General features: G+C 37.1%; 17 protein-coding genes. 10 read left to right on the top strand and 7 right to left on the bottom strand.

What is annotated here, in order from left to right; genetic code table 11:
- Positions 1-46 precede the first annotated feature (46 nt).
- The 9 genes from murD (at position 47) to ACO05S_RS06035 (ending at position 10,216) form a co-directional block, all read left to right on the top strand.
- Positions 47-1,384, top strand: a complete 1,338-nt coding sequence (murD, locus tag ACO05S_RS06075; protein WP_421920631.1) for a UDP-N-acetylmuramoyl-L-alanine--D-glutamate ligase — start codon at positions 47-49, stop codon at positions 1,382-1,384.
- Positions 1,385-1,401: 17 nt separating this feature from the next.
- Complete coding sequence (locus ACO05S_RS06070; protein ID WP_421920630.1) at positions 1,402-2,592, top strand: FtsW/RodA/SpoVE family cell cycle protein; 1,191 nt, start codon at positions 1,402-1,404, stop codon at positions 2,590-2,592.
- Positions 2,576-3,676, top strand: coding sequence for an undecaprenyldiphospho-muramoylpentapeptide beta-N-acetylglucosaminyltransferase (gene murG, locus ACO05S_RS06065; RefSeq protein ID WP_421920629.1), 1,101 nt, complete (start codon positions 2,576-2,578; stop codon positions 3,674-3,676). The genes ACO05S_RS06070 and murG overlap by 17 nt, the downstream gene beginning before the upstream one ends.
- A 1-nt stretch (position 3,677) precedes the next feature.
- Positions 3,678-5,042: a UDP-N-acetylmuramate--L-alanine ligase gene (murC, locus tag ACO05S_RS06060; RefSeq protein ID WP_421920628.1), complete on the top strand. Its 1,365-nt coding sequence runs from the start codon at positions 3,678-3,680 to the stop codon at positions 5,040-5,042.
- A gap of 4 nt (positions 5,043-5,046) precedes the next feature.
- The gene (locus tag ACO05S_RS06055) at positions 5,047-5,778 is read left to right on the top strand and encodes a cell division protein FtsQ/DivIB (RefSeq protein ID WP_421920627.1); all 732 of its coding nucleotides are present in this window, start codon (positions 5,047-5,049) and stop codon (positions 5,776-5,778) included.
- A 1-nt stretch (position 5,779) separates the two neighbouring features.
- Complete coding sequence (gene ftsA / locus ACO05S_RS06050; protein WP_421920626.1) at positions 5,780-7,042, top strand: cell division protein FtsA; 1,263 nt, start codon at positions 5,780-5,782, stop codon at positions 7,040-7,042.
- Between the two features lie 31 nt (positions 7,043-7,073).
- Positions 7,074-8,387 (top strand): cell division protein FtsZ, encoded by a 1,314-nt coding sequence (gene ftsZ / locus ACO05S_RS06045; protein WP_421920625.1) that lies wholly within the window; start codon positions 7,074-7,076, stop codon positions 8,385-8,387.
- Positions 8,388-8,476: 89 nt separating this feature from the next.
- Positions 8,477-9,703 carry a cell division protein FtsZ gene (gene ftsZ, locus ACO05S_RS06040; RefSeq protein WP_421920624.1) on the top strand — a complete coding sequence of 409 codons (1,227 nt, stop codon included), beginning with the start codon at positions 8,477-8,479 and terminating at the stop codon, positions 9,701-9,703.
- Positions 9,704-9,769: 66 nt separating this feature from the next.
- Entirely contained in the window at positions 9,770-10,216 is a 447-nt protein-coding gene (locus ACO05S_RS06035; RefSeq protein ID WP_421920623.1) for a GatB/YqeY domain-containing protein, read from the top strand.
- Between the two features lie 424 nt (positions 10,217-10,640).
- On the opposite strand, the gene ACO05S_RS06030 is transcribed toward ACO05S_RS06035, so the two are convergent.
- From ACO05S_RS06030 to ACO05S_RS06005, 6 genes are all read right to left on the bottom strand, one after another.
- Complete coding sequence (locus ACO05S_RS06030; RefSeq protein ID WP_421920622.1) at positions 10,641-12,764, bottom strand: peptidylprolyl isomerase; 2,124 nt, start codon at positions 12,762-12,764, stop codon at positions 10,641-10,643.
- Positions 12,765-12,998: 234 nt separating this feature from the next.
- A complete protein-coding gene (locus ACO05S_RS06025) occupies positions 12,999-14,258 on the bottom strand; it encodes a hemolysin family protein (RefSeq protein ID WP_421920621.1) in 1,260 nt (419 codons plus the stop codon).
- Positions 14,259-14,462, bottom strand: a complete 204-nt coding sequence (locus ACO05S_RS06020) for a hypothetical protein (RefSeq protein WP_421920620.1) — start codon at positions 14,460-14,462, stop codon at positions 14,259-14,261.
- Positions 14,463-14,501: 39 nt separating this feature from the next.
- On the bottom strand, positions 14,502-15,086 hold the full coding sequence (gene lptC, locus ACO05S_RS06015) for an LPS export ABC transporter periplasmic protein LptC (protein WP_421920619.1): 585 nt from the start codon (positions 15,084-15,086) through the stop codon (positions 14,502-14,504).
- Positions 15,079-16,416 (bottom strand): tetratricopeptide repeat protein, encoded by a 1,338-nt coding sequence (locus ACO05S_RS06010; protein WP_421920618.1) that lies wholly within the window; start codon positions 16,414-16,416, stop codon positions 15,079-15,081. The genes lptC and ACO05S_RS06010 overlap by 8 nt, the downstream gene beginning before the upstream one ends.
- Before the next feature lie 251 nt (positions 16,417-16,667).
- Positions 16,668-17,411, bottom strand: coding sequence for a type III pantothenate kinase (locus ACO05S_RS06005; protein WP_421920617.1), 744 nt, complete (start codon positions 17,409-17,411; stop codon positions 16,668-16,670).
- A 208-nt stretch (positions 17,412-17,619) separates the two neighbouring features.
- Here ACO05S_RS06005 and ACO05S_RS06000 point away from each other — a divergent pair, with 208 nt between their 5' ends.
- A complete protein-coding gene (locus ACO05S_RS06000) occupies positions 17,620-19,086 on the top strand; it encodes a PAS domain S-box protein (RefSeq protein WP_421920616.1) in 1,467 nt (488 codons plus the stop codon).
- A 76-nt stretch (positions 19,087-19,162) separates the two neighbouring features.
- On the opposite strand, the gene mfd is transcribed toward ACO05S_RS06000, so the two are convergent.
- The gene (gene mfd / locus ACO05S_RS05995) at positions 19,163-22,516 is read right to left on the bottom strand and encodes a transcription-repair coupling factor (RefSeq protein WP_421920615.1); all 3,354 of its coding nucleotides are present in this window, start codon (positions 22,514-22,516) and stop codon (positions 19,163-19,165) included.
- Between the last annotated feature and the right edge of the window lie 655 nt (positions 22,517-23,171).

Below are 23,171 nucleotides of genomic sequence, written 5' to 3'. Positions count from 1 at the left end.
TTAAAAGTGTAATTTAGAATTTAAAGACATCATTAATAATTAAGCATTGAATAAAAGAGTCGTCATATTAGGTGGGGGGGAAAGTGGAGTTGGAGCAGCAGTTCTTGCTAAGGCTAAAGGACTTGATGTGCTTGTGTCTGATATTGGTAAAATTAGCGACAAATACAAGAATGCACTTCAGGAATATAAGATTGACTTTGAGGAGGAAAAGCACAGCAAAGAGCTAATTCTATCGTCCGATGAAGTGATAAAAAGTCCGGGTATACCAGATAAAACACCATTGATTGTGGAGCTAAGTGAAAAAGGAATTCCTGTGATTTCGGAAATCGAGTTTGCAGGAAGATATACAAAAGCCAAAATGATCTGCATTACAGGAAGCAATGGGAAAACCACAACTACCTTAATGCTTTATCATATGCTTAAAAAAGCTGGGTTAAATGTGGGTTTGGCTGGCAATGTTGGAGAAAGTCTTGCCTGGCAGGTAGCAGAAAAAAAATTCGATCACTATGTGGTAGAATTGAGCAGTTTTCAGTTAGATGGAATGTACCGGTTCAAAGCTGATATTGCGATATTATTGAATATTACGCCCGATCATTTGGATCGGTATGATTATAAAATGCAGAACTACGTCGATTCGAAATTTCGAATTACACAAAATCTTACAGAAAGTGATGCTTTTGTGTATTGCCAGGATGATGAGATCATTGGCAAAGAGATGAAGAATTGGAACTCTATGGCTCAATTATTCCCATTTTCGGTAAAAGAAGAATTGAAAAATGGTGGATATCTTGAGAACGAATTGTTAACAATTGATTGTAACGAATACAAAATTTCTATGGATAAAAAGGATTTATCATTGCAAGGAATACACAATGTATATAACTCACTGGCATCAGGAATTGCAGGAAGTGTACTGCGGATAAAAAAAGATGTGATTCGTGAGAGTTTAAGCGACTTCCAGGGGGTAATGCACCGATTGGAAAAAGTCGTGAAAGTTCGTGGTATTCAATTTATCAACGACTCAAAAGCTACAAATATCAATTCAACATGGTATGCTTTGGAAAGTATGGAAGAACCTGTAGTTTGGATTGTTGGCGGGGTTGATAAAGGTAATGATTACTCAATCCTTTTTGATTTGGTAGATGAAAAAGTAAAAGGAATTGTTTGTTTGGGAGTTGACAATGCAAAGATTCACGAAGCTTTTGATGGAAAGGTTGAAACCATTGTCGATGCAGATTCGATGGAAAAAGCAGTGCAGTTATCTTATGAGATTGCCAATAAAGATGAAATTGTATTGTTGTCGCCAGCGTGCGCAAGTTTCGATCTTTTTAAATCCTACGAAGATCGCGGCGATCAATTTAAAGATGAAGTAAGAAACTTGTAATAATAATATAATGCCAGATGGAGACTTGGTTGTCAAGAATATTAAATTGGGTAAGAAACCCCAGATTAAGAGGTGATAAAGTGATATGGATCATTATTTTACTTCTTTCTCTAGTTTCATTGCTTGTGGTATACAGTTCCACAGGCACCCTTGCTTATAAAGTGAGAGGAGGGAATACTTCTTACTTCCTAATTAAGCAACTGATTCTTCTGGGAGGTTGTTTCTTTATCATGTACATTGTGCATGCTATGCCTCATCGCTACTATTCCAGTTTTGCAAACATTGTCTTGGTGATCTCTATTGGAATGCTGATACTTGCCAAGCTCATAGGGACTAACTTAAACGATGCTTCCCGTTGGATTACCATTCCTGGGATAGGGTTTAATTTTCAGCCCTCCGAATTGGCAAAACTTGCGTTGATATTGCATGTTTCACGAACTCTTTCCCGCTTTCAAGGGAAACAGGAATGCAGTAAAGATGCTTTTATCCGTTTAATAGTTCCTATTGGTGTAGTATGTCTACTGATTTTTTTGGATGACTTTTCAACTTCAGTATTATTGGGAGGAATCTGCTACATCCTCATGTTTATAGGACGTGTGGCCTATAAGTATTTGTTTGGAAGTATTGCTGCTGTATTACTGGTTTTGGTATTACTTATAGCCTTGGCTCCAGTGATTCCTAGTTTGGGTCGTGTACAAACAGTGCGAAGTCGTATCGAGAATTTCTTTAATGAAGAGCGAAGTATCAATAACAATCAGAATTACCAGGTAGAACAAGCTAAAATTGCAGTTGCTTCTGGTGGGATATTTGGTAAAATGCCTGGGAATAGTACACAACGAAACTTTTTACCGCATCCATATTCCGATTTTATTTATGCCATTATCCTTGAGGAGATGGGATGGATGGGAGGTTTTGGAATTCTTGCACTATATCTGTTTCTGCTCTATCGGGCAGGAATCATAGTCCGGAAATGCAGTAGGACATTCCCGGCATTTCTGGTCATCGGTTTAACCTTGAGTATCGTATTTCAGGCCATGACCAATATGGCAGTTTCTGTGAATTTAATTCCTGTAACGGGACAACCTTTGCCACTGGTAAGTATGGGAGGAACATCCTTAATATTTACAAGTGCAGCCTTTGGAATGATATTGAGTGTGAGCAATTGGGCAAACGAAGAAGAAAAAAGATTGAATGAAGCAGAAAATTAAAATAATAGTTAGTGGTGGAGGAACGGGTGGACATATCTATCCGGCCATTTCTATTGCCAATGCCTTAAAGCAAAAGCATAGCGATTGTGAAATATTGTTTGTAGGCGCTGTGGGGAAAATGGAAATGGAAAAGGTTCCGGCTGCCGGATACGATATCATTGGATTGCCAATTCGTGGTCTGCAACGAAGCTTTTCAAAAGAGAACCTGAAATTTTTCTCACGATTGTTGAAAAGCATTTGGAAAGCAAAGGCTATTGTGAAAGGATTTGAACCTGATGCTGTAGTTGGAGTAGGTGGTTATGCCAGCGGTCCGTTGCTGCATGTGGCAGCCAGACTGGGTGTGCCTGCATTAATTCAGGAGCAAAACTCCTATGCTGGAATCACCAATAAACTATTGGCCAAAAAGGCAAAAAAAATATGTGTTGCCTACGAAGGTATGGAACGCTTTTTTCCGAAAGAAAAGATTGTGATGACAGGAAACCCTGTTCGCAAAGACCTATTGGAAATTGAATCGAAAAGAGAAGAGGCAATTAAGCATTTTGATCTGAAATCGGGTAAAAAAGCAATTTTGATTGTAGGAGGTAGCCTGGGAGCCAGAACCATTAACAATAGTGTTCTGAAATCTTTAGAGACCATTTCAAAATCAGGAGTACAAATCATTTGGCAGACCGGTAAATTTTATATAGAGAAGGTGAAAAAAGAACTTGAGAATTGGGATTTGCCTGATGTGAAAGTTACCGATTTCCTAAGTCGAATGGACCTGGCTTATGCTACCGCAGATATTGTAATCTCAAGAGCAGGGGCAGGAACCATTTCTGAACTGTGCCTGGTTGAGAAGGCTTGTATTTTGGTGCCATCTCCAAATGTATCGGAAGATCACCAAACTAAAAATGCCATGGCTTTGGTAAATAAAGATGCAGCGGTGATGGTGAAAGACATAGAAGCAGAAGAGGTTTTGATCTCGAAGGCTTTAGAATTGATAAAGGATGAAGAAAAATGTGCGCAGCTGGCTAAAAACTGCAAGTTATTGGCTAAGCCTGATGCAGCAGATGATATAGCAGAACACATTCTAACAATGATTTAATATGAAGTTAGAAGATTTTAAAAATATTTATTTCGTTGGAATCGGTGGAATTGGAATGAGTGCAATCGCACGATATTTTCATTCTATTGGTAAGAATGTATATGGATACGACCGAACATCTACCAAATTAACTGGAGAGTTAATGGAAGAAGGCATCAAAATTACCTTCAAGGATGATTTGGATACCATCCCAAATGATTTTCTGGTGAAGGAGAATACTTTGGTTGTATTTACGCCTGCAATTCCTAAGGATCATCAGCAGTTGAGTTATTTTAGATTGAATGCTTTCACCATTATGAAACGTTCTCAGGTTCTAGGATTGCTTTCGAATGATTTACATGGTGTTGGAATTGCCGGAACTCATGGGAAAACTACGGTTTCGACCATTACGGCTCATATTTTTAAAACTTCCCAATTGGGTTGCAATGCTTTTTTAGGAGGGATATCCAGAAATTACCAATCGAACTTATTATTGACAAAAGATAGTCCGTGGGTGATTCTGGAAGCCGATGAGTTTGACAGGTCATTTTTACAGCTACACCCTAAAATCGCCCTGATTACATCCATGGATGCTGATCATCTGGACATTTACGGCGATAAATCTGAATTGGAAAAGAGTTTTCATGAATATGCAAGCCAGATCAAAAAGAATGGCATTTTAGTCTACAAAAAAGGGCTGAGAATAGAAAATATTGAAGCTAAGAATTATACCTATTCACTGAATGATATTGCAGATTTCTATGCAAGGAATTTAAATTTAGTAGAAGGTTTTTATGAGTTTGATCTTGTTCATCCTACTGGGGTATTTGAGAAATTAAAATTTTCTTACCCAGGAAAAATTAATGTAGAAAACGCCATTGGAGCATGTAGTGTTGCCGTCCTTGCTGGAGTAAAAGAGGACGAAATTAGAGCTGCACTGTCATCATTCGAGGGCGTTCGCAGAAGATTTGATTATCAAATCAGGGAAGACAAATTGGTATTTATTGATGATTATGCCCATCACCCAAAAGAATTGAAGGAGAGTATCTTGTCGGTAAGGGATATTTATCCGAACAAGAAGATTACTGGTGTTTTTCAACCACATCTTTACACCAGAACAAGAGATTTTGCAGATGGATTCGCTGAGAGATTAAGCTTGCTTGATGAAGTTATTCTTTTGGATATATACCCGGCAAGAGAATTGCCAATTGAGGGAGTCAATTCAGATATGATCATGAAAAATATTACTGTACCAGTAAATAGGTGTACTAAAAATGATTTGATTGATTTGTTGAAAGAAAAAGAACTTGAAGTGCTGTTGACTTTAGGAGCAGGGGATATCGATAAATTGGTCGAACCAATCAAAAATATGTTGATAGAAAAATAATAAGATGCTTAGAAAAATTACTGTCATATTATTCTGGATTTTACTATTGGGCTATTTGTTTGTGAGCTTTTCTTTTGTAAATGATAAGAAAGGTGCCATCATTTTGCACGAAATAAAAGTGAAGATTAAGGATAGCCTCGACAGTGGTTTTGTATGCTTTAAGGATGTTGAGAAAATTGTAAAAAAAGAATATCCCGATTGGAAAGGAAATTCGGTATATGCAATCAATAAAGAAATTTTAGAAGAAAAGATCAACCAAGTGCCTTACGTAAAGAAATCGGAGGTTTATAGCTCTTTAGCGGGAAATTTAGTTGTAGAAATACACCAAAGAAACCCAATTGTCAGGGTATTACATGGCCATGGATATTATATTGATGAGGAAGGAAAGAAAATGCCTTTATCAACAAAATTTACATCAAGGGTTTTGGTGGTTTCGGGGGCAGTAAATGAGCAACTGATAAAAGAAGAACTTTTTGATTTGGTAAAGTTCATTACTAATGATGAATTTTGGAGATCTCAAATCACTCAAATTCATGTTACCAGTGGAAAAGAATATATTCTGGTTCCACGAGTTGGAGCACATAAAATTGAATTGGGTCGAGTTGATCATTACCAAAAGAAATTCAAGAAATTGTATGCCTTGTACACCAACGGTTTTTCAAAAACCGGGTGGAATAAATACAAAAGAATTAACCTGAAGTACGAAAACCAGGTTGTTTGTACAAAAAAGAACTAGAATGATTGGGAATAATAATATAGTAGCCGCAATTGATATAGGAACAACGAAAATTGTTGCCATTCTTGGAGAGTTTACGCCTCAAGGGAAGCTAAACATTTTGGGAATGGAGAAAACTGTGTCGAAAGGTGTTAAAAGAGGGGTAATTCATGATATTGAACTTACCACTGAGGCTATTAATAATGCTATAGCTCGTTTAAAGGCAAAAACGAATTATGAAATCTCCAAGGTGTTTGTAGGCATTGCGGGTCAGCATATTCGCATTGTTAAGGAAAGGAAATTTAAATACATAGAGAATTCGGTTGAGGAAATCACTAAGGACGATATAGAACAAATCACAAACGAAAATTACAAACACCCGGTAGAGATTGGGGAACAAATTTTACACGTTATTCCGCAGGAGTTTGTTGTTGATAAAGAGATTGGAATTAAAAACCCATTGGGAATGGCAGGACGTCGTTTAGATGGCCATTTTAACATCATTATTGGTAGAACTGCTTCGGCTCGAAACATCGAAAAGTGTGTAAAAGAAGTTGGATTAGAAGTGGAGGAGTTGGTGCTTGAACCTTTGGCTTCGTCTCTGGCAGTTTTAACAAAAGAAGAGAAAGAGGCAGGTGTTGTTTTGGTTGATATCGGAGGGGGAACTACCGATGTTACTGTTTATTTTGACGGTGTGCTGAAACACACTTCGGTAATTCCCTTTGGAGGTGATAATGTAACTCGCGATATTAAAGAGGCATGCTCGGTGCTATTACGACAAGCCGAAGCTTTAAAAATACAATTCGGTGAAGCTATTGCCAATCTTGCTTCTGATGATAAAGTAGTTACAATTCCTGCTACTGGAGGTTGGGATGAAAAAGACATTTCGTTTAAATTCATTGCTCAAATCATTCAGTGCAGAATGGAAGAAATTATCGATTCGGTAAAATTTCAGGTCGAATCAACCGGATTAATGGATAAAATAGGAGCCGGAATTGTGTTAACAGGAGGAGGAGCTTTACTTGCTAAGCTTGATTTGTTAACCGAGCAAAGAACTGATCTTGATGTTAGAGTCGGCTTTCCAAGGAATTTAAAAGTAAATCTTGATGAAAATTTAGATCATCCGATGTACTCAACCTCTATTGGCCTTTTATTGAAAGGTATGGAAAAACCCAAGCCAAAACCTGAAGTAAGAAGCAATGTAAATGGACATAAACCTAAGAAGAAGAAAGGGATCACTGCATTTCTTGGATCTTTATTTGATACCAATGATGTGGATATGTAAATAAGATTTTTAACCCTAATACTGTGAGATCATGATTGACGAATTATTACCGGTTGATTTTGTGCCAAAAGAAAAATCCATTATAAAAGTAATTGGAGTGGGAGGCGGTGGAGGAAACGCTGTCAATCACATGTTAAGAGAAGGGATTACCGGGGTTGATTTTGTAATATGTAACACTGATTCGCAAGCACTCGAAAATAGCCCTGTACCCATTAAAGTACAATTGGGTAAATCGTTAACCGAAGGAAGGGGAGCAGGAAATAAACCTGAACGAGGTAGAGAATCTGCTATCGAGAGTTTGGAGGATATCAACAAAGTGTTGAGTGAGAAAACCAAAATGGTTTTTGTGACTGCCGGAATGGGTGGTGGAACCGGAACAGGTGCCGCTCCTATTATTGCAGAAGCAGCTCGTCAACAGGATGTACTAACCGTAGGGATCGTTACCATACCTTTTCGTTTCGAAGGGAAAAAGAGAATACAGCAGGCACTTGAGGGAATCGAAAACCTGGAAAAGCACGTGGATGCATTGTTGATTATTAACAATGAGAAGTTGAGATTGATGTACGGCGATTTAAAACTTTCCGATGCTTTTGCCGAAGCAGATAACGTGCTTTCGGTAGCAGCCAAGAGTATTGCGGAGATTATTACCGTAGCCGGATATGTAAACGTCGACTTTGCCGATGTTGAAACTGTAATGAGAAATAGTGGTGTGGCTGTCATGGGATCAGCATCTGCTTCTGGACCCGATCGTTCCATTAGGGCTATCGAAGAGGCTTTAACGTCTCCATTATTAAACAGCAACAATATCGTTGGGGCTCGAAATATTCTTTTAAATATCATATCGGGCAACGAAGAGGTAACCATGCAGGAGGTAAGTCAGATTACCGATTATGTGCATGATGTTGTAGGTGATGATGTGAGCGTAATTTGGGGGAATGGTTACAATGAAAAAATGGGAGATGAGTTAAGCGTTACCATTATTGCAACAGGATTTTCAGAAAATCCTATTCCTGAGCTGATGATTGAACCAAGAAAGCGAGAAGAGGAAGCTCCTAAATTGGAATTGATTATAGAAAATCCTGCCGAAGAGGAAGAAAAAGCAGCTGCAAAAAGACGCGAGGAAATTCAGCGACGCGAGGAACTGATGCGAAAAAGATCCGAAGAACAGAAAGATGAAAAAGAAGAAGAATCATTTGAAGTGAATAGCAATCCGGAACCAAAAGCAAATCAAAAGCCAAAAACTGAACAGCCTAAAGCTGAAGAAGAAAAAGATGGTGAGTCACTCAATAATTGGTTTAAGGATCAGTTTACAAAGATTTTTGATGGTGGCGACACTTCAATGTAATACCAATTATTGTAAATAATACAGGTATAATTACCATTTGTACGCTTTACTTTAAATGGTATAATTTAGGATAATAGAATTAATAAATAATGACAGAAGATTTAATAGATTTTAGCTTACCCGAGAATGAATCATCAATTATTAAGGTAATTGGTGTTGGTGGAGGTGGTGGTAATGCTGTCAATTACATGTTTAAGCAGGGCATAAAAGATGTGGATTTTGTGATCTGTAATACTGATGCACAGGCGTTGGAAAATAGTGAGATTCCCGTTAAGATTCAATTGGGTGAATCTTTAACAGAAGGACGCGGAGCAGGAAACAAGCCTGAACGAGGGGCTCAATCGGCTATCGAGAACATTGAAGATGTGAACGAAGTTTTGGCCGATAACACAAAGATGGTATTTATTACTGCTGGTATGGGTGGAGGAACTGGAACGGGTGCTGCACCTGTTATTGCCAAAGCAGCAAAAGAGCAAGGGATATTAACGGTTGGTATTGTTACCATTCCCTTCCGTTTCGAGGGTCGTCAACGACTGAACCAGGCAATCGAAGGAATCAACAAACTAAAAGAAAATGTTGACTCATTGCTTGTGATTAATAATGAGAAATTGAGTGAAATATACGGCGATTTAAAACTTTCTACAGCCTTTGCCAAGGCCGATGATGTTTTGGCAACAGCAGCCAAAGGAATTGCCGAAATCATTACTCTTCACGGATATATCAACGTCGACTTCGAAGATGTGAAAACAGTTATGACGGATAGCGGCGTGGCTGTTATGGGATCGGCATCATCCGAAGGAGAAGACCGATCGGTAAATGCCATTCGCGAGGCTTTAACTTCACCATTGCTGAACAGTAATGATGTTCGTGGTGCCCGAAATATCCTTCTTAACATTACCTCGGGTGAAGAAGAAGTAACCATGGACGAGGTAGGTGAAATTACCGATTACGTGCAAGAGGCGGTTGGTGACAGTGCTTCTATCATCTGGGGAACAGGACAAGATTCAGCACTTGGAAACAAAGTATCGGTTACCATTATTGCTACAGGTTTCGAGAACGGGGGACTTACCGAAGAGGTTGACCAAGATAAAGTCACCAACTTTAAAGGAGGTAGAATTAATCCTCAGCAAAGCAAAATGCCTTTGGGTGATGAAGTTAAAGAGCCCGAAGAGAAGAATTTCGTTTTAACCGATCTAAAGGATTCGGATATTGACGAGATGGAAAGCATTCCCGCTTATAAAAGAAAACAAAAGAAGCTTGATCAAAAGCGATATCATTCCGGAAATGTAATTAAATTTACTTTGGATGATGAGTAATCTGCAAAGCTTACAAACAAAAATGCCAATGGCTGCTAACAGTCATTAAAGATTAAAATATATACTATGAGCTTACTTGAACAAATTAATGCAGATATGAAATCTGCAATGAAAGCAAAAGAAAAAGATAAGTTACAGGCCATAAGATCAGCAAAAACTGCGTTTACACTCGAAATGACCAAGACAGGTGCAGCAGAAATTGAAGATTCGGCCGCTGTGAAAATAATCCAGAAATTGGTAAAACAGCGCAAAGATGCCGCTGATACTTATAAAGTTGGCGGAAGAGAAGATTTGGCTGATAAGGAATTGCTTGAAATGAGTTTCCTGAAAGTGTATTTGCCAGCTCAAATGAGCGATGAAGAGCTGACTGCAGCAGTCCAACAGATTATTGCGGATACAGGAGCTTCTTCGATGAAAGAAATGGGAAAAGTAATGGGAATTGCTTCAAAACAACTAGCTGGAAAAGCCGATGGAAAAGCTGTTGCTGATAAAGTAAAAGCTTTACTTTCGTAGATATTAGGAACGAATAATTAGGAAGAGTTGTCATTTTTTGGCAGCTCTTTTTTATAATCTAGCCATGGTATGATTTATAATACCAGTATTACCATTTTTATGGAGTGCTTCCGCTGCCCCATATTCAAAATCACAATAGCATGGTATGAAGAGATTTCATGGCACGCTAAGGCAATGGGCTATGCTCCAAGGCATGCAATGATAATGTGCTTATCGATCGATAAGATGAAAATCCAAAATAAATTAAGATTATACTAAAACTGATATAAAGCAATGATGGCCTCATCAAACCTTTTGTCGAACTCGCGTTATAATAAGATCAAACTTCCCATCTGTAATTAGTCGGTGATCTTGAATTACAATTTTATGCATAAAAAAAGCGAGATGAATGAATCACCTCGCTTTCTTTCTGTCCTACTAGTTTCTAGTAAAACTTATATCTTTTATCAACAACATTCGCATTTTCTCTTAATGCCTGAAATGCCTGATAGTTGGTACGATACTGTTGTCCTTGCTCTAATCTTGTTTTCAAAGCTTCAACAGTAGTTTCAATTACTTCGTCGGTAGTTTCATTGGTAACTACTAACATGTAAACTCCTTGATTGCCTTTAATCGGAGCAGAAATTTCCCCTTTTTCAATAAGACTTGCAGTACTAATTACGTTTGGTTCAATACCTGCACCTGGAATTTGGAATGACGAGAAGCTAATGTCAGATGCATTTTTCACTTCCAAATTTTCTTTTTGTGCAACAGAAAGAAGAGATTGTGCGCCTTGACTGTTTTTACTGAGTTCAGCCATCATTTGCTCTGCTTTCTTTTCTTTTCTGATCTCACGTCTAATAGTATTTGCAACATCATTAATTTTTGAAAAACCTTCTTCTTTAATATCAGAAAGAATGGCAACCACAAACTTATCTCCAAATTCAAAAACTGCCGATTGGTCATTATTTAGCAATAAGGATTCCATATCATCCGTTTGATAGGCTGCTCTAACCAATTCTCTTGAATTTTCAAGACCCGGAATATTCTTGGTGTCTTTTTTAAGATTAGCAGTTCTTCTTTGCAGGTTTTGTTCTGATATAGATTTTAAGAATGCATCTTTGCTTAGGTTGTTACCTGCAAATGTGCGTGCTTTAGCATATGCTTCCTGAATGGTTTTGTTGCTTGCCTCAACCTTACGGTCAATTATTGCTAGTTGTACTTTTTTAACGGCTTTTCCTTTGTTGGTTACCTGAATAACATGAGCTCCAAATTGTGTTAAAACAACTTTAATTTCGTTCTTTTTAGAATCGAATGCTGCTTCGCTAAATGGAAGAACCATTTTTCCTTGTGTAAACCATCCTAGATCACCACCGTTAACCGCTGATCCTTGGTCATCCGAATTTGCTTTTGCCAAATCATCGAAACGAGCTCCTTTATCCAATAGTGCTTTTAGGCTATCAGCTTTAGCCTGTGCAGCAGCATAGTCACCATTTACCGGTTGAATAAGAATATGACGTGCTTTAACTGAATCAGGAAGCATTTTAACTTCATTGATTTTAGCAATTTTGTAAAAATCACCTTCTTCGTAAACGTCATTAACATCCCCTTTACTTCCCGAGAAAGCAAATTCTGCTAATTCAGCATTTGTAATTTCTTCTTTTTTAAAGTAGAATGGATTAAAATCGGTATCCGCATTCAATTCTACAAACTGAATGTTGTTCGTTTCAGTAGTAAAATCAGCTTTAAGATCAGCAATCATATCTTTTGTTGCCTTGTAATCTTCAGTTGATGGTTCAATTAGGAAAGGAACGTAATCAATTCTTCTCGATTCCGATTGCTCGAATAAATCTTTGTGTTCCTTATAGTAATCTTTGATTTCAGAATCGCTAACCGTAATGGTACTATCAGGAATCAAATTGTAATTTTTAACGATATAGTTGATATCTACTTTTTTGCTTCCTTTTGCAGCAAGATCTTTAGCCAAGGCATTTGGCATATACAATCCTTTTTGGATTAAAGAATTGTACTTGCTTAAAGTTCTTTGAGTAGTCATTGCATTTTCGATGTTCAACCAATAATTTTTCTGTGGAGTTCCTGCAGGAGCTTTAATTAACTGCTGAAGGGTTGCAACTACCTGTTCTTTATTGAATGATCCGTCCTGGCCTTGGAACAATTGACGAATTGTAGGATCGATATTTCTGCCTTGAACCATGTCGAATAACTCATCAGAAGTTACTGAAATTCCCAACTCATCATATTCGATATTCATTACCATTTCTTGAACCATTTGTTGCCAGGTTTGCTCTCTTAATCTATCCATCTGTTCTGAAGGAATTGAAGATTGACCAGACATCATTTTTGCTACTTCAATATTATGGTTGAATCGATTCTGAAAATCACGAATGTTTACTGATTCACCCGCAATTTCTGCCATTTCGTTTCGTGAATTCGTCAATAAGGAACCACCCGATTTTAGAGCGTCACCAGCAATAAATGCAAACAAAGCTCCCCCAATGATGATCCCAATAAAAACACCACGGTTTCTTATTTTCTGTAATGTTGCCATCGAAAAAGATTTAAATATTTCTTAATTAGGCTACGAATATACAAAAAAATGGGAAATGATAGTCTTTTAAGTCTATCAGTTTGGAGTCTTTTATAGTAAAGTAAAAATAACTTGATGCATGTGAAAAAATGCAATTTAACCGAATCAAGAATCCAGAGGTTTTATAGGAAAACAAAATATTTGATTTACACCTCAAACATTCTTTGTAATAGGCGGAAGATGAATAGAAAGGACTTAGTCTATAATTGTCAGCTTTATTTTCTCCACACGTGTATTGCTTACTTCTACAATTTTAAAATTGAAGTTCTCAATCCTAATGGTTTCACTGTATTTAGGAATACTCTCGTGATTAAATAGAATGAATCCATTCAAGGTTTCGAAATCTTCTGATTCAGGTAGGTTTAATTCGTATTTGTCGTTCAGGTAATCAATTTCTAATCTTCCCGAAAACACATATTCATTATTAGAAAGAACTTCCTCTTCCAAATCAACACTATCGTGCTCATCTTCTATTTCACCAAATATTTCTTCCATGATATCCTCAATGGTTACCATTCCTGCAGTTCCTCCAAACTCATCAACAACAAGCGCAATGCTTTTTTGTTCTTTGGTAAAAAGATTTAACAGTTTATGAGCGGCCATTGTTTCAGGCACAAATATAATTCGGCTTAAAGCTGATTTAATGCTTTGGGGTCTTTTAAAAATTACGGATGAATGAACATATCCAATAATATTATCTATCGATTCTTTGTATATCAAGATTCTTGAATAACCTGTTTCTATAAATCGCTGGGTTAGATCTTCGATTTCACCGGTGATTTCCATTGCTTCTATTTCATTTCTGGGAACAATACATTCTCTCAGCTTTACTTTCGAGAAATCCAGTGCATTCCGGAATATTTTAATATCATGCATTTCATCTTCGGCAATGGCTTGGGTGTCTTGTCCTTCTTGTACCAAATGATCTAAATCTAATTTGCCAAAAGCTTGCGTTTCTTCATCTTCTGATATTTCGGTTCTGAACAGCCGGTGTATGATATTTTTGGATAACATCATAGTGATAATGGTTACCGGGTAGAAAACAATGTAGAAGAACATTACCGGTAAAGCAAAAAAGTTCAGAGCAAAATTGGGATTCAGCCTAAACAGGGTTTTCGGAATAAATTCGGCGGTCACCAAAATTAAAATGGTAGATATGATGGTCTGAATACTGAGTACCAACGATTCTGAATCCACCCAAAGCTCAATCGAGGGCTCTAAGATCTTGGCCATTACAATACCATAAACTACAAGTGCGATATTGTTACCTACCAACATGGTGCTGATGTAATGGCCTGGATATTTCGAGAAGATTGAAATGATTTTGGAAGAAACAGTATTTTTATTCCTATCCAACTCCATGCGAAGTTTATTGGCAGCAATAAATGCAATTTCCATTCCTGAGAAAAAGGCGGAAAGGGCAAGCATGGCAAAAATGATGATCAGATCATTCATCTACTTCTTGGGTTGGTTTTTCTCTCGGGTTCTTCTAAGATATCTGCGCGAAGTATACATTAAAGCAGCCAATATGGCAATAACGTACAATAAAAGGTTTTCGGTAAAATTAGTTTGCATTGTACGATATACAGCAAGCGATGCACTGCTAATCATTACAATTAGCCAGACGATTTCTAATACAATGGGAAGTTTTTGATTCACTTTTCTGAGTTTTGTTAGCAAGATAATAAGCTTTGTCGATTATTGCTTCGTTTTGTCTTCTAAATATACCTCACCAGAGACATCTTTCATTTTGAATTCAATCATGTCTTCGTCAGTCGAGAAGTTCGAACCTTCTATAACTTGTCCGTCGGGGGAGATTATTCTTGTGTACTGGTTTGAATAAATGGATTTCTTCTTGTGATCCCAAAACATTAATTCTGAACTAATGGTTTTTCCGTCAGCCGCTTTAGCAACCACATTGTTTCGCAATTCCCAAAGTTCTTTATCAGGATAGTGTTTTGCATAGTTGGCTTTAATTTCCCATGCAACACTTTCATCCTTATTATAGGATATAATTTTGCCCCCTTTGCGGAACTCTTGCAATAGGCCTTCTTCTTCCGATTCGGTTTCAATAAACTCTATGGCAAAAGCCCGATATTGAATTTTTGTTGAATCGGTAAAAATAAACTCAACGTCTTTTCCCTGCTGAACAGGAAGATTTTGATTGTTTGTAAGACTCTGCACTTCTTTCATGCTGTTCTCACAAGACAAAAGCATCGTAATCCCCGAAAGGATTACAATGCTTTTGATAATATTGTATTTACTCTTTGGCGTACTATTCATTAAGTCTAGCCTTTGTAGATTCATTAATCCAATCACCAATTTTAATTACATCACCATTTTTAATTCCTTCGAAGAATGCTTCTTCTTTTCCCGGGAAATGTCTGGAGTAATCATTGATAAGCTTATTAGCCTCTTCTGAACAATCAGGATCAATTGCTTTGGCTCTCTTAAATTTATCAACTGCTACCCAGAATACTTTCTGATGATCAAGAGCTGATGATCCGTATTTTTTACTGTATGAAGCGTAAGCTTTACCAATTAAGATATAAGGTTGTCCCCAGTTCGATCTCAATTTAGCAGCTTTTAAAGCATTCGACTTAGAAGAGCTTAACTGACCTTGCAGAAATAGAATGGTTGCTAACTTGTAATGCAAGTCTGCTTTGATATCTGCATCTTCTTCCAATTCGATAGCTTGTTCCAAATATCCTTTACTTTTGCCAAACTCTTTTTTCTTGATAAACATTTTAGCCAAGTTGTGAGCTGCATCAGCATTAGGGTCTAACTCGTACTTTCTTTCAGCAACCTTAGCATACAATGCACCATCTTCACACTCCTGACGGTTCAACATACGAAGGATTTTGTTGATCAAAACCATATCGTCTTTGTTTGCTTCGAATTTTGGAGTAAAGATATTGCTCAAAGTTTCGCAGTCAGCAACACCAGCTTTGAAGAAAATTCTCTCAACATTTAAACGAGCGTTTTCGATATTTTCTCTTTTCTTTTCGTTTGTTTCAGCTTTCTTTTTCTTTTCAGCCATATCCATAAAAAGAAGGTAGTTGTCAATCACTTCTTCCGGCTCAATTTCTCCAGCTTTTACAAGAATACCTGAAGCTTCCATTGTGTAGTTAATGATTTTAGCTTCCGATTTCAATTGTTGCATTTCAATGGATTTCTTCAAGATGCCATAAGCTTCTTTTACCGAAGGGATGTGCTTTCTCTTGTAGTTGAAAAGGTCACCACCTTTGCGACCAAGAATCCATCCTTCAGGATATTTGCGGTCTTTTCCGAAATACTTGATACGCTGATCGTAAACCATCATCAAAGTATCAACATACTTTGGGTTTTTGGTTTTGCGAAGCATGCCACGCATAATTGTAACACCTTTGATGTAAGTTGTTTTTTGAAATGCAGGAGCATTTTGATAAACGTATCTCCAACCCGGAAGAGCTTCTTCATAATTTTTTTGCTTCACCATTTCTACATATAGCGAAGCGTTCAATACAGTCTGAACACTATCCAATCCATATTTTGATTCCAAAGTCTGTGCCTTAACGGTAAACATACTTGAAAGCAATAGAACCACAGTTACGATCGTAAGTCTTGTCTTCATGTCACTAAATTTTTTATAATCAAGTTTATTTGTTGCAAAACGATAAGAATGGTACTTATTATATCCTTTAAAATATCATATTTATTCAGTCGAAATAAATACAACGAAACTTTTAGTTTTGTCGGAACTTAAAGTGCAAAACTCATACCAAAAAATCAGTACAAGTTCTGAATCCATTATAAATAACCATCTTAAAGCTCAAAAATTAGCCTCTTGCAAAACTATAAATAAATTGGAAATCAACAAAAACTTTATTTGTTATTAGATGGTTTCGAAATGTTAAAGTCAAGTATATGATTCAAGCCAATGGCTAATACATTTGGCTCGTAGCTTGAGTTGTTGTTTGTGTTTTTATGAAGAAACTTAGCATCTCCACCTGTTAATAATACTTCAAGATCCGTGTATTGGCTCTTTAAATTGGTGATATAGGAATCAATTTCGAAAATAATGCCATTTTGAACACCTCCGGTAATTGCTTCCTCGGTGTTTTTACCTATCAAATGATAATTCTCATTTAAAGAAAGGAGAGGGAGTTTTTTCGTAAACTGATTTAATGCCTTGAATCGCATACTTAGCCCCGGAGAAATGCAGCCTCCTTCATACTGTCCTTTGCAATTTACAAAATCAAAGGTGATTGCTGTTCCGGCATCAATTACAAGTATATTCTTTCGAGGATATATTGCATTGGCACCAATGCATGCGGCAAGTCGATCGTAGCCTAAGGTATTTTTCGATGCGTATAAATTATCGATTGGTACCGGAAGATCCATGTCAAAAAAGAAAGTACTTTTTGTTTTCCAATATAGCAGATCCATTAAATCAAAAGGAAATTCTCTAACCGATGATACAATGGCGTGAGTAATATTGTAATGGTCTGTAATTTCTTGAACAAATTCCGTATCAGTCTGATCGGAATTTAGAGTATGCATTAATTTCCCGTCTTGAAAAAGACTGGCTTTAATTTTTGTGTTGCCTATATCAATAATAAGATTCAAAAGAAAGTAATTAACGTGTAAATTATTAAATAGCTTGTAAAATCGCATAAAATTAGTAAACTTTAGGCATATTAAATAAAGTGACCCACTGGTTTTTTACTCGTTATATATAATAGACTAATTTACTTTAACTAATTTTAGAGAGAATAACCAAATGCCTTAGGCATTAAATTTTGTGAGTATCGATAAAATTTTCAATTACTGCTTAATGAAAAAAAAGATTTTAATCGTTGAGGATGATAACTTAATTTCGACCATTTTTAGAATGTTTTTAAAGGAATTGGGTTACGATTTGTTAGGAATAGTAGAGGATGGTAAAGAGGCCATTCGTATATGTGAAAAGTTAAGCCCGGATATTGTTCTAATGGATGTGCATTTGGGAGGCGATTTAGATGGTATCCAAACAACCGAACTGATAAAATCCAAATTTGATATTCCTGTGATCTTTCTTTCCAGCGATACTGAAGAGAGCACCATTCAGCGTGTAATTAATACGCATTCTTACGGATATCTGGTTAAACCAATTGATAAAAAAGAGCTTGGAATATCAATCGAATTGGCATTTTATAAGCATCAGTTCGATTTGGATCAAAAATTGAGAGAGAAAAGATTCCGTAACTTTATTACCGATTCGCCGGAGGCAATTCTGGTAATTAACGAAGCAGGTGGTATTGAGTATTTAAATTGCCTGGGATTAAAACTGTTTAAAACTGCATACATCGAAGATCTTATGGGGCTTCAACTTCTTTCATACATCAGCGAAGAGTACCAGGAAGAATTTAAGGAAAAGTTTGATACTGCAGTGCAGATGGGGCAAGGGATAGAGTACACTCATCTTAAGTTTAAAACCATACATGGCGACCTGTTTGATGCAGGATTAACTGCAGCACATATCGAGTTTAATGGAAAAAATAATCTTCAATTCATTATTCGTGATGTAACTCAGGAATATGCCTATCGCGATATGTTGGTCGAAAAGGCAAATATTATCAATCATTTTCATGATGGGGTGCTTACTTTTGATTTGAATGGATTGATAACATCATGGAATAAGGGCTGCCAAAGAATTTTTGGAAAGCAAGAGGCGGATATGATTGGAAAACCATACCAGGATTTGTCATTGTCGGCAAAGGAAAAATCATTTGATGATGATTTGTTGATTCCAACCGAAAAAAATAGCAATTGCGAAGTGGAACTCCTGTTTGATATCCATGGGAAAGAAACCTATTTGCAGTTATATTCTTCTATGCTAAAAAGCGAAAAAGGCTTGGATAAAGGAATTGTTTGCTACGTAAGGGATGTTACCGTGCACAAGAAAAGCCAGATGATGCTCGAAGAGAGTGAACAAAGGAATAAAGACTTATTAAATGCGATCCCGAATTTAATTTTTGTGGTGAACAAAGATGGTATTTTCGAAGATTATAAATTGGATGATGATTCATCCTTGGTATTGCCTAAAAATGAAATTGTAGGTTCTCACCTCAATAAAGTTTTTACAGGTGATTCATTGCAAAAGGTAGAGGAGAAAATAGAGAAAGTTTTAAGTGTCGGATTCATGGAGAAATTCAAGTACGAAATGGAAACGGCTAAAGGAAAGCTCTGGTTCGAAGCTCGAATCACAAACCTGGGTAACGATAAAGTTTTGATTTTGGTAAGAGAAATTCATGAGAATTGATGATCTACTCAATAAAATAAAAAGATCGCAAAAATTATACTTTGCGATCTTTTCTTTTTTGGTTTATACACCAGTCTTATTTTTTATTATTGATCTGCTTTAGAATTTCGCTTGCAGCAACAATGTTCGATACATTCTCGAAACTTAAGCTCAAGCGATTTTTTGCTTCTTTCATTTTGCAAGGCACAGTTTGGCTTTGTAAAAATTGCAATACCATGCTAAATTGCGGCGATTGATAAAAGGGAGAATCCTGATCGGAAACAAAATAAAGTACCAGCTTTTTGCTCTTCAAGATTAGTTTTTCAATTCCCAGGTCAAGAGCCAACCAGCGCAAGCGCACAACATTAAGCAATTCGATACTGGGTTCAGGTAAATTTCCAAAGCGGTCTTTCAGTTGAAGCTCAAATTTTTCAACCTCCTCTTCGCTTTGTATGTTATCCAATTCACGATACAAACGCACTCTCTCCGAAATACTTTCAATATATTCTTCGGGGAATAAGATTTCAAGATCCGTATCAATCTGGCAGTCGTTTATAAATCGGATGATTTCTTTTTCATCTTCCTTCTGCTCGTCGGCAAACACATCCTTAAATTCGTTTTCCTTGAGTTCAAGCATTGCCTCATTCAGAATTCGCTGATAGGTTTCGTAACCAATATCAGTAATAAAACCGGATTGCTCGCCACCCAATAAATTTCCTGCACCACGAATATCCAAATCCTGCATGGCAATATTAAAACCACTCCCCAATTCCGAGAAGTTTTCGATGGCTTGTAACCTTTGCCTTGCTTCCTGAGTCATCGATTCCATTGGAGGCGTTAGCAGGTAACAGAAAGCCTTTTTGTTCGAGCGTCCAACTCTGCCACGTAGCTGATGAAGCTCGCTCAAACCAAAATTCTGTCCATTGTTTATAATAATGGTATTGGCATTCGGGATGTCTAGTCCCGATTCAATAATGGTTGTTGCAATCAGCACATCGTAATCGCCACGGATGAATTCCAACATGATTTTCTCTAACTTGGGTCCATCCATTTGTCCGTGAGCTACCACTGTCGAAACACCGGGAATTGTGCGGTGAATCATATCCTGAACCTCTTTGATATTCTGAACACGGTTGTGGATGAAAAATACTTGTCCGTTGCGCTCCACTTCGTACGTAATGGCTTCGCGAATGATATCCTCATTAAAATTGTGTACCTCCGTTACAATTGGATAACGGTTGGGTGGCGGTGTGTTAATAATTGATAAATCGCGTGCACCCATTAATGAGAATTGCAAAGTTCTCGGAATTGGTGTGGCTGTAAGTGTTAAGGTGTCTACATTTACTTTCAGCTGCTTTAGTTTTTCCTTTACGGATACTCCAAACTTCTGCTCTTCATCAACAATCAGCAGGCCCAAATCTTTAAAGTCGATATCTTTTCCAATAATCCGGTGAGTACCGATTAATATATCAATCTGTCCTGCTTTTAGGTCTTTTAAGATTTCTTTCTGATCTTTCGCCCTACGCATGCGACTGATGTAATCAACACGGCAGGGGAAATTTTTTAGCCGATCGCTAAAAGTTTTAAAATGCTGGAATGCCAAAATGGTAGTGGGTACCAATATGGCCACCTGTTTGTTATCGGCCACAGCTTTAAAAGCAGCTCGAATGGCAATTTCGGTTTTCCCAAAACCAACATCGCCACAAACCAAACGATCCATTGGGAATGGCGATTCCATTCCTTCCTTGGTTGCCTTGCTTGCTTTTACCTGGTCGGGTGTATCTTCGTAAATAAACGAAGCTTCCAATTCCTGTTGCATGTATGAATCGGGACTAAACTGAAAACCTTTTTCGGCTTTTCGTTTTGCATATAATGCGATTAATTCCTTGGCAATATCTTTAACCTTGCTTTTGGTTTTCTCTTTTAGCTTTTGCCATGCTCCGGTTCCCAGTTTATAAATTTTGGGTGCCGATCCATCCTTGCCTTTGTATTTTGAAATTTTGTGCAGCGAATGCAAACTCACAAACAATATGTCGTTGTCTTTGTACACCAGGCGAATGGCTTCCTGATCTTTTCCATTTACATCAATTTTTTGCAGGCCACCAAAACGGCCAATTCCATGATCGGAATGTACAATGTAATCGCCCGGATGCAGTCGGTTAATCTCCTTTAGGCTAACCGATTCTTTTGCTTTGTGAACCGTTGCGGTCTTTAATCGGAATTTATGATATCGGTCGAAAATCTGATGATCGGTGAAAACAGAAATTCGCAGATCTCTGTCCGAAAATCCTTCATGTAAAGTATGATTAACACTTTGGAATTCAACTTCTATTCCTTTGTCATCAAAAATATTTTGAATCCGCTCTATCTGCTTGTCATTGTCCGATAAAATATAGTTGTGTTCAGCTCTTGCGTTGTTGTTTAGCAAGTGTTCGCCCAATAAATCGAAATTTTTATTGAATGCCGGTTGTGGAGTTTGGTTGAACTGAAATTCATTTTTGCTAGGGAAGAAGAATTTCTGCCCAAACTCGATGCAAGAATATTGGTTTAGCTGGTCGATAAAATCCATACCTTTTATCAGGTAATTTTTGGTTGCCACCTTATCTTGGCCCAGCTCAAGGGTGGGAACTTTCTCGATCGTGTTTTCGTAGATTGCCTGAATTCTATCGCATATGAATTGCACATTCTTACACCAAAAAGTAGAATGTTCGGGAGCGAAATCCAGGAATGATATTCTGGAGTTTTTCAACAGATTTTCCTGGATATTTGGAATGATATCAACCGCATCTAATTTTTTAATCGAAAGCTGGTTTTCCACATCAAACATGCGAATGGACTCAACCTCTTCACCAAAGAAATCGATTCGGTAAGGATGTTCATCCGAAAAGGAAAAGATATCGATAATGCTACCACGAATCGAAAACTGGCCTGGCTCTACTACAAAATCGGTGCGTGTAAATTCATAGTCAACCAATATTTCCTCAATAAACTCAGGCGATAGCTTTTCGCCCAGCTTAATTTTTAAAGTGTTTTCGCTTAGCTGATCTTGGCTGATTACTTTTTCAACAATTGCCTCGGGAAAAGTAACAATGTATGTTTGATGACTGTTGGAATTGAGCCTGTTTAGCGTTTCGGCCCGCAACACAATATTCGAAGCATCCGTTTTTTCGTATTGTATGGATCTTTTATAGGATGATGGAAAGAAAAGAACAGATTGTTCGTCAATCAGGCTACACAAATCATTGTAAAAGTATGCAGCTTCCTCTTTATCGTTTAAAATAAACAGCTGAGTTTTATTCTGATTTTTTAAAGCAGAAACAAGCAAAGGTAATGAAGACCCAATCAATCCACGCAAGTGAAAGTGAAAGTTGGTATTGCTTTGTAAGTGTTTTTCGATGCTGAATCGTGCCGGGTGCTCAGCAAAAATCTGTACAAGTTCCTTTAGTTCCAAGATCTTATTCGTTATCGTGAGTCGCAAATTTAGGGAAAAGTTTTAATCTCGATTCGTATTGCGGCTAAAAAGCAAGTTTGATGTTCTCACTTTTAGTTGAGGGTATCAATCCTGTAAAGTGAAAAACAAAGGGCTTTGTTGGCTAATAGCGCATTAAGGAATTTAGCTGCTTTTTGGCGTAAACTTCCTCAAATCCCCTTCGCAATGTCACGATATTGCTTCGGAAATTCAGGAAAATATCTACTCAAAATCAGTGCAAACTGTTACAAGCTTTTTAGTAGAAGCCAGCTTAATGTTTGTGTTTTAAGATGAACTAAGGCCTGAATGGCTTTTGTTGCAGCCAGCTTTTCTTATACTAAAACATCAGGCAGCTTGTTCTAAAATTATGAATTTAACCTCCGTATATGTCACATTTATATAAGGCTATTTATATTCCTGACAAAGTACATAGATAAGCTGATTAATAAATTTTTTAAAAAAAATCAGGGTTTTTCTTTTTCGATAGAAAATAAATGTTAAATTCGAAACTTGAATCATAAGAAAACATATGGAGATTTAAAGCTTAAAAGCAGGATGTTTGTTGGTGTTGAGTAAGGGTGTAGAGTTTATGATTGGTAAAAATGAGAACAGTTAATCTGAATAATAAAACTTTTAA

It is taken from the genome of Marinifilum sp. (assembly GCF_965230805.1).
Taxonomy (GTDB): Bacteria; Bacteroidota; Bacteroidia; order Bacteroidales; family Marinifilaceae; genus Marinifilum.
The sequence above is the reverse complement of the archived record's forward strand: the minus strand, read 5'-3'. Positions and strand labels throughout refer to the sequence as shown.